The sequence below is a fragment of the Vibrio sp. 03_296 genome, assembly GCF_002265885.1.
The window spans coordinates 18,160-29,896 of record NZ_NPKW01000107.1; the positions used below are offsets into that span (position 1 = coordinate 18,160).

At 48.0% G+C, this 11,737-nt stretch carries 9 protein-coding genes; 2 read left to right on the plus strand and 7 right to left on the minus strand.

From position 1 onward, the window contains the following. Positions 1 to 55 precede the first annotated feature (55 nt). The 5 genes from CIK04_RS13265 to CIK04_RS13285 are packed head-to-tail and all read right to left on the minus strand — an operon-like array spanning position 56 to position 4,647. The gene (locus tag CIK04_RS13265; RefSeq protein ID WP_097352724.1) at positions 56 to 1,834 is read right to left on the minus strand and encodes a bifunctional molybdopterin-guanine dinucleotide biosynthesis adaptor protein MobB/molybdopterin molybdotransferase MoeA; all 1,779 of its coding nucleotides are present in this window, start codon (positions 1,832 to 1,834) and stop codon (positions 56 to 58) included. Then, the gene (mobA, locus tag CIK04_RS13270) at positions 1,831 to 2,418 is read right to left on the minus strand and encodes a molybdenum cofactor guanylyltransferase MobA (RefSeq protein WP_045590157.1); all 588 of its coding nucleotides are present in this window, start codon (positions 2,416 to 2,418) and stop codon (positions 1,831 to 1,833) included. Before mobA ends, CIK04_RS13265 begins: the two co-directional genes overlap by 4 nt. Next, positions 2,396 to 3,115 carry an energy-coupling factor ABC transporter ATP-binding protein gene (locus CIK04_RS13275; RefSeq protein WP_017790387.1) on the minus strand — a complete coding sequence of 240 codons (720 nt, stop codon included), beginning with the start codon at positions 3,113 to 3,115 and terminating at the stop codon, positions 2,396 to 2,398. Before CIK04_RS13275 ends, mobA begins: the two co-directional genes overlap by 23 nt. 8 nt (positions 3,116 to 3,123) lie before the next feature. Further along, positions 3,124 to 3,822 carry an ABC transporter permease gene (locus tag CIK04_RS13280; RefSeq protein ID WP_011150304.1) on the minus strand — a complete coding sequence of 233 codons (699 nt, stop codon included), beginning with the start codon at positions 3,820 to 3,822 and terminating at the stop codon, positions 3,124 to 3,126. A 6-nt stretch (positions 3,823 to 3,828) separates the two neighbouring features. Continuing rightward, a complete protein-coding gene (locus CIK04_RS13285; RefSeq protein WP_039547199.1) occupies positions 3,829 to 4,647 on the minus strand; it encodes a substrate-binding domain-containing protein in 819 nt (272 codons plus the stop codon). A gap of 302 nt (positions 4,648 to 4,949) precedes the next feature. Between CIK04_RS13285 and CIK04_RS13290 the strand changes: the two genes are divergently transcribed. Both CIK04_RS13290 and CIK04_RS13295 read left to right on the plus strand, forming a co-directional pair. Further along, on the plus strand, positions 4,950 to 6,404 hold the full coding sequence (locus tag CIK04_RS13290; RefSeq protein WP_017420127.1) for a sigma-54 dependent transcriptional regulator: 1,455 nt from the start codon (positions 4,950 to 4,952) through the stop codon (positions 6,402 to 6,404). Next, entirely contained in the window at positions 6,394 to 8,427 is a 2,034-nt protein-coding gene (locus CIK04_RS13295; RefSeq protein ID WP_097352723.1) for a cache domain-containing protein, read from the plus strand. The genes CIK04_RS13290 and CIK04_RS13295 overlap by 11 nt, the downstream gene beginning before the upstream one ends. Before the next feature lie 76 nt (positions 8,428 to 8,503). Here the strand turns inward: CIK04_RS13295 and CIK04_RS13300 are convergent, their stop codons facing one another. Beyond that, a complete protein-coding gene (locus tag CIK04_RS13300; protein ID WP_039448628.1) occupies positions 8,504 to 9,385 on the minus strand; it encodes a mechanosensitive ion channel family protein in 882 nt (293 codons plus the stop codon). Position 9,386: 1 nt separating this feature from the next. Next, positions 9,387 to 11,732 (minus strand): ATP-binding protein, encoded by a 2,346-nt coding sequence (locus CIK04_RS13305; protein WP_097352722.1) that lies wholly within the window; start codon positions 11,730 to 11,732, stop codon positions 9,387 to 9,389. Between the last annotated feature and the right edge of the window lie 5 nt (positions 11,733 to 11,737).

The window sequence follows — 11,737 nt, forward strand, 5'->3', positions numbered from 1 at the left end:
TCAAAATAAAAGGTCAGACGCGCTGACCTTGTATCTGTTTCTAACAACAACAGGGCTAGATTCTGCCTTGAAGTGGAATAATTGTCACGCTTTCTCCCGTTTTTACGCTATCAACCGCGGGAGAAATTTCAATCAAGCAGTTGGCTTCACTCATCGAACGCAAAATGCCAGAGCCTTGTTTCCCAGTTGTGCGAACGGTTAGACGGCCAGTTTCATCCAATTCATAGATACCGCGGCTAAACTCTGTGCGGCCTTGGCGAGAACGCAAATCTTCTTTGGCAATCGCACTGACTTTCAATGGCTTCCAGCCTAGCTCGCCTTGCATTTTACGCACAGCAGGCTCAACAAAGTTGATGAATGACACCATCACGGCAACAGGGTTGCCCGGAAGGCCAAAAAATGGCTTTTCATTGATCTGACCGAATGCCAATGGGCGCCCAGGACGCATATTGATGCGCCAGAAATCAATTTGTCCGAGCTTGTCGAGAGCCAGTTTGATGTAGTCTGCATCGCCAACGGAGACACCACCAGAAGTGATGACCACATCCGCTTGTTGCGCGGCGCTTTCCAGTGCATCAATCATCGATTGCTCGTTATCTTCTAGAATGCCGAAATCCAAGATGTCGCAGCCGAGCTTCTCAAGCATGCCCATAATGGTAAAACGATTTGAATCGTAGATAGAGTTCGCTTTTTGTTCTGTCCCAGGCGCCTGAACTTCGTCGCCGGTGGAGAAGACCGCTACTTTCAATTTACGTAATACATTGGCTTGTGCGAAACCAAGAGAAGCCATCATGCCCATCTCAGGCGAGGCGAAGCGAGTCCCCGCGGTAAACACGCTACTGCCAATGGTTAAGTCTTCACCCGCTTGGCGTACGTTTTGTCCGGCTTTGATATTGGCACCATTAAAGGTGACCCTGTCACCATCTTGCTGCGCTTGTTCACGCATCACCACTGTATCTCCGTTGATGGGCGTTGGCGCACCGGTCATGATTTTGACCGCTTGACCCAATTCTAACGGATGTTCGTAGTGGTAACCGGCCAGCACTTCAGCCACGATCTGGTAACTTTCTCGCTGTAAGTCATCACCTCGAACCGCGTATCCATCCATCGCTGAGTTGGTGTATTGCGGCACATTCACTGGAGAAATCACGTCGTGAGCCAGCACGCGCCCGTAAGCGTGTTGTATCGGGCATGACTCAATATCACTCAAAGTAGAGACGAGGGAGAGAATTTTCTCTTGCCCTTGGGCCACAGAAAGAAACGCCGGAGAAAGCGTATCACAGCAGGCAGCGGGCGCATTTTGCGTGGCAACGTGCTGATGTTGATGAACGTAATCGAGGACAAATTGGCAAATCGCATCCAAATCATTGATGTTGAGTTGAGGGAGCGCGCTTTCTAACGGGCCACTGTCTGAAGCGATGGCGATAATGTTTTCATCATTAGGGTACAACCACGGTTTTCCGACGTCTTCACGATGCAATTCGATTTTGGGAAACGCGATGTTCTTGCAGCCTTCGACCAAAATGACGTCGATGGTTTGCTGGTCGAAGCGACTAAGCAGGTAATCAAATTCTGATTCCGCTTCAGGGGTTTCTGTCATCAAGGCAAAACGATTTCTAGAAGCAATCAGCATTTGTGAGGCCCCCGCTTTACGTAAGCGATAGCTGTCTTTACCTGGTTTATCCACGTCAAAATCATGATGAGCGTGTTTCAGTAACCCAATTCGCAGACCGGCTTCGGTCAACTTGGGCAACAAGGCTTCCAATAGGGTGGTTTTTCCTGTTCCTGAATAAGCAGCAAAGCCAAGTAAAGGCAAAGTGATGGTGTTTCTCATGATTCTAGTTGTCCAAATTGGGTGAGTTCTTCAGGCGTATTGAGGTTGACGAAGCAGTCTGGAGAATCACTAAAATCCACATACTGTGTATGACACTCTTTGTAGAGTAGGATGATTTTACGGTCACCACGTTCTAAAAATGCCGTCAGTTTAGGCAAGACGCGTTTGTGATACAGGGTAAAGACAGGTTGCTGATGATCGCCATCATGGGCAACCAAAATGTCGGTTTCATCCGTCACCGCACGACAAAAACGCTCCACCAAGTCTTCATTGATGCGGGGGCAATCACAAGGGACAAACCCAACCCAATCGGTATTCGCGTGCATCAATCCGGCATGAATGCCGCCCATAGGACCTGGGAAATTTTGAAAATGATCGCCAAACACGGGACCATATTGTTGGTAATCATCCTGATTGCGGTTGGCATTGATCAGAATGTTTGGAGTTTGCGGCGTTAGCCGCTCAATGACGTACTCAATCAACGGCTTATTATTTAAGGCAATTAAGCCTTTGTCTTTACCGCCCATTCGGCTAGCTTGGCCGCCAGCTAAAATAACCCAACTAGTGAGTGTTGGTTGTAGCATAGGTATTCTCTTGGGATAACTCTTTTGTAATGACATACAAGAGTGGCGACTCTACCAGAGTATTGTTTTTGATCCACCACTGTTTTTTACACAAATCGGTAAGCGCGTTGGTTTGATGGCTCGTGACCACAATGCTGGAACCCCTCGCTAATAAATCTTGCGCTAACACCACTAAACGTTCGATCGACTCTTGATCAACCGACGCGCTGGGTTCATCCATCAGCAAGATTGAAGGTTTTAGGATCCACGCTCTGGCCATTGCCACCCGTTGACGCTCTCCACCAGACAGCACTGACACATGCTCATCGGCTAAGGTTTCTAAGCCTACCATACGCAGCGCGTGAATCACTTCCGCTCGTTTCTCCTTTGTGCTGCCACCATCATATTTGATGCCGTAAAGGACATTTTCATAGACGGTGCCATCAAAGAGGTAAGGGGACTGATGAAGATAAACAACATCACGACGGCCAAGTGAAGGAAACCAGCGGCGCAGCCAGCCATTATTTTGCGCACACACTTTACCGCTCGTCGGATGCACCAAACCAGCCAAGATCTTCAACAAGGTCGTTTTGCCTACACCATTGTCCCCTTTGAGGTAAATAGCATCGTTCGGGCCGATTTGAAGTTGAGGAATGTGAAACAGCACTCGCTCTTTAAAGCGCATGGAAAGATCTCGAGCGGTAATTTTAATCGTCATATCACTTCCTAAGTTCGCAAATAGCCTTTGCCACGCATACTCGACAGCAAAAAGTTCAACACGAGTGCCAAGGTGAGCAGCACAATACCAAGCGCAACCCCTTGAGCAAAGGCGCCCTTGTGGCTCTCCATCGAAATCGCGGTCGGGATGTTTCGCGTCAAGCCCATAATGTTCCCACCCACCATCATCGAACAACCCACTTCGGTCACAATTCGAGAAAAACCGGTAATGGTGGCCGCCATAAGAGGAAAACGGGTTTCCCAAATCATCGTCGCACTTAGTCTTGGCAGAGACACTCCAAGGGTTAATGCGGTTTCTAACGCGCGGCGATCGCTCGATTGCAACGCGCCATACATCATCGAAACCAGCACAGGAAAACAAATTAGCATTTGCCCGAGGATCATCGCTTTTTGAGTAAACAGCATTTGCCAATCACCGAGCGGACCGGATCGTGAGAGGAACATGTAAAGCAGCAAACCAATCACCACCGTGGGTACCGATTGCAGCGTATTGACAAAGGAAACCAGCAGCCACTTGCCGCGAAAATTGGTGTAGGCGAGGAGAAAAGACAAAAAAGTCGCAGGCAAAAGCACCAACAATATGGCGGTAAGAGAAACGCTAAAGGAGACCGCAACGATCTCCCATAGTTCTTTGTCTAAGCTAAACAGTAAGGCAAAAGCCTCTTGTGTTGTTTGCCAAAGGCTCATTGATGACTACTTCTGATCTGCATTTGCCACAAACAGTTGCTTGCCATTTAAGCGGAAGCTGTTGATCAGCTCTTGACCACGAGGATTGACCAACCAGTCACTGAATACTTTGGCGCCCTGATAATTGATGCTCGGGTAACGTTCTGGGTTGACCAAAATTACCTGGTACGGGTTGAAGAGTTTTTGATCACCTTCGAACAGTACGGCAAGATCCAACTTGTTGTTGTACGCCAGCCAAGTACCACGATCTGTTAACGTGTAACCTTGCATTTCTGACGCCATGTTCAGTGTTGGACCCATACCTTGACCAACAGAGCGATAACCGCCGAAGTTGGGTTCCATCTTGGTTTGTGCCCAAATGCCCAGTTCTTTCTTATGCGTACCCGAATCATCACCACGTGAGATAAAGGTGGCATTGTTATTCGCGATGGCTTTAAACACCTCAAGCACGCTGCTGTCTTGAGCAACTTTCGCTGGATCTGCTTTTGGTCCCACGACGATAAAGTCGTTGTACATGAGCTTGCGAGGTAGCACGCCGTAGCCTTTTTCGACAAAGGTCGCTTCGGCTTTCGGAGCATGCGTCATCACTAAATCCACATCGCCATTTTCACCCATTTTCAGTGACTTACCCGTTCCTGCGGCCAGCACATCCACTTTATAACCGGTGTCTTTTTCGAATTCAGGCAGTAGGTAATCAAGCAGGCCAGAGTGATAAGTACTGGTTGTGGTTGCTAAACGCACACGGTGAACATCATCGGCAGAGAAAGAGGAGAAACTCACCAGCGTAATCGACGTTGCCGCCAAAGTAAGAGCTACTTTGTTCATTGTATTTTTATTCCTTCAAATCATTCTTGGGCAAATAGGCCATTGCAGTTACACAAACCGCGTCACCACTCGGTCAAACTTCATCGGCCAGCGTGGTTTAATGCCAGTTTGCAATTGCAGATGGTCCTATTGCAAACAAGATGCCAACAAAACACCAGTACTAAATTGAGAAAATAAGCCTTATATCATGCAGTTAAACATCGAATAGTTTGATGTGAGACAAAATGTCGCACATTTTATAAGGAGATTAAATGATTCGTTGGTACACTATGTCCTATACGTCATTCTGTCTCGAGGAAAGTATGTCTATTCAATTGGACCCCAACTCCGTATCCCAATACCAAGCGTTTTCCGTGTTAGTTGTCGATGATGAAGTCGGCATGCAGGCCATTTTGAAAAAAGCGTTGGGTAAGTGGTTTTCAAAAGTGGATGCAGCAGGCAGTATCGAACAGGCTGAAAAACTCAGAGTGACCAACCATTACGACCTGATTGTGCTCGACATCAATTTGCCCGGTCGTTCAGGGATCGAATGGGAAGAAGCGTTTAATGATCCCGAGCGAAAAGCCGATGTCATCTTTATGACCGGATATGCCGATCTCGAAACCGCCATTACCGCGCTAAAACTGGGCGCAACAGATTTTATTCTTAAGCCGTTTAATCTCGAGCAGATGCTGCAAGCGGTAAAGCGCTGCATGGATCGTCGCCTCAACGCACGCATGCAATATGCGCTCAAACGCGATTATCAACGCAATCATATCTCTGAAATGGTCGGGAACTCCGACAAAACTCGCCAGCTAAAGCACATGGTCACACAATTTGCCCCATCAAAAGCGTGTGTGCTGATTGAAGGGGAGTCTGGCACGGGTAAAGAACTGGTGGCTCGCGGTGTTCACTTGGCCAGCGGCAGAACCGGTCCTTTTGTGCCACTAAACTGTGGTGCGATTGCGCCAGAACTGCTGGAAAGTGAACTGTTTGGTCACACATCTGGGGCGTTTACTGGGGCGAAAAAAGCGCGTGAAGGGCTTTTCCGCGTGGCCATCGGCGGCACATTATTTCTCGATGAGATAGGTGAGATGCCACTGGCGATGCAATCGTCTTTGTTGCGAGTGTTAGAGCAGCGTAGTATCCGTCCTGTTGGCAGTGAAAAAGAAATTCCCGTCGATGTCCGCGTGGTCGCGGCAACCAATCGCGATTTACAGCAAGAAGTCGAAAAAGGGCGTTTTCGTAAAGATCTCTATTACCGACTCAACGTACTGAAAATTGAAGTACCGCCGCTGCGAGAAAGAAAGGCTGATTTGCAAGAGCTGGTACCATTTTTCACAAAACAGCTCTCAAGTGAGCTTGCAATGTCTGCCCCGCAATGGGCGCATGAAGACATCGAAGCCATGCATGATTACGCCTGGCCAGGTAACGTACGTGAGCTACGCAATCTGATTGAACGCTGTATTCTCCTTGGCAAACCACCAGCGCATTACTGGCGCGAACTGAATGGCTCTATGAACCTGCCAAACGTTTCGATCACCGTTTCTCACAGCGCTGAAGTGCCAACATTTAAAGAAGGCAAACCTGAGTACTCGGGTGCTGGCTATCCTAATAATTGGACTCTGAGAGATGTAGAGAAAGCCCATATCCAACAAGTGGTGAATTATTACGATGGCAATAAATCGGCGGCATCACGCGATCTTGGAGTGGCACGCAAAACGTTAGAGCGCAAATACAAAGAGTGGGAAACCGAGGAAACAGATTATGCAGAGTGATCAAACACTTTGGTCAACTTGGCGCTATCGCTTTAAAAGTATGGTGCGCTATCGGTTGCTGTTTCTAACCTCTGCGCCGATTTTCCTCACCTTGATTGCATTGATTGGGATCTCTGTCTATTGGTCGATTCATTACACTTGGAGCAGTGCACTGATTGATGTTTCTGAACGCCTTGGAGTCGCCAATAACAGCATAACTCTATTGCAACAGAAGCAGGCTAATTACGTTAAAGCCTTCGCTGAAAGCTATCAGTTTCGTACTCGTATCAATCAGCCAATGGATCAAGACGATCTTCAGCAATGGGTACACAAACAGAAAAAGCAATATCAGCTCGATTTTCTCGCTTTTCATCGTGTCGACACCATAGAGGAAAAGTTTCGTTTTCTCGATTTAACCAAACGAGAGTCCTTTTTTGATGTGTTGAGCGAAACGGAGTTACAACGCCTTGATCCAGACTTGGCCAAACGCGCTGAAGTGCCGATTTTGAAAACGGGCAAAATTGAAACGCGCGGCCTCATCAGTCGAACTGTGATTCCAGTGTTTAACCAAAGTAATGATTTGATTGGTTTTCTAGATGGTGGGCTACTGCTTAACAACAGCACCGTGCTCGTCGACCAAATCCGAGATTTGATTTACATCGGAGATGAGGATTCTCTCAGACCGATCGGCACCGTGACGCTGTTCATGGAAGATCTCCGCGTCAGCACCAATGTGCCGCTAGACAGCGAAGATCAGATTGGCCGTGCGATCGGTACACGAGTGTCGAGCGAAGTAAATAGATCGGTTCTCATCGAGGGCAAGCAATGGGTGAATCGTGCTTTTGTGTATGACGCTTGGTATATCACCGCCTATCAACCCATTCGCGACCAATACAACAACACCATCGGTATGCTTTATACCGGCTATCTGATGTGGCCATTTGTTAAAGCGTACCTCACCAACATAGTGGAAATCAGCGTTATCACTTTGACCTTGCTGGTGGTCTCCGGCCTTTTGGTTTACCGAGGCTCTCGAGATCTTTTCCGTCCAATTGAACGCATTCATAAAGTGGTAAAATTGGTGCAACTGGGCAAAGACAAGCGGATTGGTGCGTTGGGGTTAGATGAAAACCACGAGCTGGCGCAATTGGCCAAACAGTTCGACAACATGCTCGATCTGCTCAAAACACGTGAAGAGCAGATCAAACAAGCGGCCAATGAACTGGAGCAAAAAGTGTTGGAACGCACAGCCAGCCTTAATGAGAAAACCGAGCAGCTCGAACACCACATTCGATTACTCAATCAAACGCGCGACAAACTGATCGTCAATGAAAAGCTAGCGGCCTTAGGCGAGTTAACCGCTGGTATCGCCCATGAGATTAACAACCCAACCGCCGTGATACTGGGCAACGTCGAGTTGATTCGTTTTGAACTCGGTGAGGATGCCACACGCGTAGAGGAGGAGATAGAAACGGTGATGGCGCAGATTGACCGTATTCGAAACATCACGCGAAGTTTGCTGCAATACAGCCGACAGGGCGGGGTGCAGGATGAAATCATCTGGCAACACGTCAATCCGATCATCGAAGAGAGCATTACGTTGGTGAAAACCGGCTCTAAAAAACGCACCATCGAGTTCGTCACTGAGCTCAATGCGCATACATCGGTTGAAGTGAATCGCCATCAACTGTTGCAGATTTTGGTTAACTTACAAATGAATGCCATCCATGCAATGAACGGCGAGGGCCGATTGACCATCACCAGTGAAGATTGGTTGGAAGATGGGGAAAGCGTGGGCGCGGTCATCCACATTGAAGATCAAGGTTGCGGCATCAAACCCGAAAAACTGAGCCGAATATTTGACCCGTTTTACACCACTAAACGTGATGGAACTGGCCTTGGTCTTTCTGTTAGCCAGAGTTTGCTTAGCCAATCCGGTGGGGAGATCAAAGTGCGTTCACAACTGGGGATTGGCAGCACGTTTAGTGTTTACCTCCCGAGAAAAAATGAAGCCAAACTGCGTGACACCTTACTGATTCAGTAGCGATATGGATCGGCATAAAGAAAAGCTCTGTCGATGCGACAGAGCTTTTTGTTTGAGTGGTCTATTGATGCACTGCTTATTGGCCGCTGAATGCAATTCTCGGTGGTTTGATGCCGTGTTTCTTAAACTCTTTCATGACACGCAAAGTAATGTCGGATTCAAACAGTTTTTCATACGCAGTATCCACCACGTAGGCTTTGCAGGTTAACTGGATAGCCAAATAGTTGTCCGTGATCGTCTGCTTCACCAGCACCACCACTGGTTTCGGTAGATGGATGTAACGGCTAGACGAAGCCGCTTCCTGAATCAACTCACGCGCAAGCACAATATCTTCATCCATACCGACATAGAAGGGGATCACCACCTGCATGTCGAGTGCGCCATAGTTTCCGCTGACCGTCACTTCATTGAGAAATTTGTTGTTTGGAATGGTGATGATGTCATCGGTGAGTGTTCTCATGCGCACAGAACGAAGGCCAATCGCGATGATGTCACCATAATTACCTTCGAACGTGACGCGGTCACCCACTTGAAATGGGCGATCAATCATCACTGTCAATCCGGCAATAAAAGACGCGGCTAAGTCTTTTAACGCGAAACCAACCGACACCGCCAACGTACCACCAATCAATGCCAATATGTGGTCATTGATACGAAAGCTCATCATAAACACCACTAGGCCAGCGGTTAAGTAGATGAAGAACTGCAGGAACGATTGGGTTTTCTGCAACAGCATTCGATACTGCGCAAACTGGCCGCCAATGCTCTCTACCATCGAGCTCATGAACTTCAACAGCAACCATGTAACGGCGATGATAATCACAGAGAAGAACACACCGCTCCAGCGGATCAAGCTGGCAAACTGCTGGATGTTTTCCATATTGGCGATTTCTTCCGTTGCGAAAGCCGGTGCCGAGATTAATGTCGCGGCGAATAGCGCGTAGAGTTTCTTATTCATATTACTTCACCAGCAAATGTTGACGATCGAGAACGTTGGTAATGTAGCGGAACCAATGGTCCGAGACGCGAGCTTTATCCTCATTCCAGGCAATAAAACCGCGGCTTTCAAAGAAACGCAGTGTGCCAATCACTTCAGCGATACTGAGCTGAGTACACTCAGAGAGCTCTTCGGGAGAGGCCACTTCAAGTTGTACAATCGAACGTAACACCGCCAGCATCGGTTTCGGCATCTGCTCCAGCTCCTTGGATTCCGGTGCATGGAACAAGCGTACCACGACGCTTTCAGACTCTTTATTGCGTCTTAACGACAAACGGAAGAATCGCAGCGCAACGGTTGGGTTACCATCGGAGTAATGCCATAAAATTCGGTAGAAGCCTTGCTTGGCTCTTTCTTCCTCTGAAGTCTCTTCTTGATCCCACTGCTTAGGTACCACAAGGCCATCAAAGCTCAGCGGATTTTCAATATCCTGATTCACGCGGCTATCGAGTAAGGCAGAGATCTGCTTTTCATTCCAACGAGGCAAAAAGGAGACCCAGTCAAACAGCAGTCGCTCGCCACGAGCGCGATCGACAAAACGCCAGCTCGCTTTTTCAATCGCCATCACCACACGGTGATTTTGTTTAGAGCGGCGTAGCAGGTTCGTCAGTTTCATTAATCCAGCTAAACCACCAACCATCGGCTTCACCAAGCGCTGTGCGTTATCAACTGCGATGAGATACGGCGTTTCACTTTTACGCAAGAGCGCTAAAATTTGCACTTCTGTCGACTCTTCTGACAAGCCTAATCCTGTTGCCAACTGTTTCAACAGCTCTGGATAACCGTCGTAAGGACAATTGAGGTAAAGAGGCGTGGCATTTTTCACTTTGCCAAGAATTTTCTTCAACACCGATGTGGTCCCTACACCACGCTCACCTGACAACACACAAATCGCTGGGCTATCGGTCAACAAATAACGAGAGAGGTTTTGAATCTCGTCACTGGCGTAGTCAATCCACTCGCTGTCTTGCTGTGGCGGCAAGACATACTGAAACGCCGCGTCGCCTCGGATCCGCACCAGAGCATCGTTGCCATCACGATTACTGGTCTGTTTTGCGACCTCTATCCGGAATAAATAGGCGAGCGCTTGGCTAAACATGGTGTAGTTAGACAACACTCCAATGATTCGTAGTTTGAAGTGATGAGCGATGATCCACACTGCCGCAATGGCCGTGGCAGGAATGCTAAGGATCAGCGCATCTTTCTGTTTAACTGCCCACTGGACCCAAACAGGTCGTTCGGAAAGCCGATCGACCACGTCAAACACGGTCGCACGCCATAAGCGCAGAACAGAGATGGTGACCAACACAAACCAAAAATAGAGTGCACTGTAGATCCAGTAGTAAATCGTTCCTCTACCTAACGTGCGCACTGAAATTTGCAGAATCACTCCAGCAACAATCGCACTCCATACATAGCGTCGAATGGTAGATAGACGCAGTGCGACCACCTTTTTGTTCGAGCTGCGACTATTACGATAAGCAAACTCAAGAATAAAACTAATGGCAATGGAGCCGCCCAATATCCACCATGTGAAAATCTCCAAATAAACCAAATGCTGCAAGCTTGGCAGCGAGGCGAGAATACGCAGCGACACGGTAATCGCTATCAACCAAGCTATGGCTTTATTGGCACGGCTTATGTACCAAATAAACTTAACCCATAATGGTGGTGCCGTATTGGTTTCAAGTTGGCTTTCGCGAAAGAGTGTAATGATGCGTTTACTATTGGCCATCCACCAAACCAAAAGTAAGTAAACTGCAAACACTTTTAACCCCGTCCAGATCACCGGTACAGGTGAAATAAACGTGTTCTTAATCAGAGCACGGAAACTGCGTAGCTGGAAATGGACCAGGTACTCAATGTTAAGTTTGGTCAGCGCAAGCTCTTGGCGAAACTGAGTCACACCATAAGGGCCAAAGCCGGTAAGCTGCTCTCTACTAGCCGAATCCGTAAGCTGGAGTAAGCGCGCTTTACTACTGCCAAGGCTGTTTAGCGTGAGATATTGATTCTCGACCAACAACCATTGTGGCGCAGTAGGGGCCTTACGATACTGGGCTAACGCTGCTTTAAAAGCATCGCCCTCCGTTTTTTGTAATTCGAGCACAGCGGAGAGCAACTGATTGACCTTAATGTGTTCCTTGGGCCCCATAAAAAGAGGATCGGGCAGGGCACTTAAGTCACTTTCGATACTCAATGCCTGCGCACTAACCTGAGCTGGCGTCTGTGCTGCATATTGCCATTGGGCAAACGTTGCTGGCGCAAACACCAGAGTAAAACAAACGAATAGACGTAATAATTTTTGCATAAGTG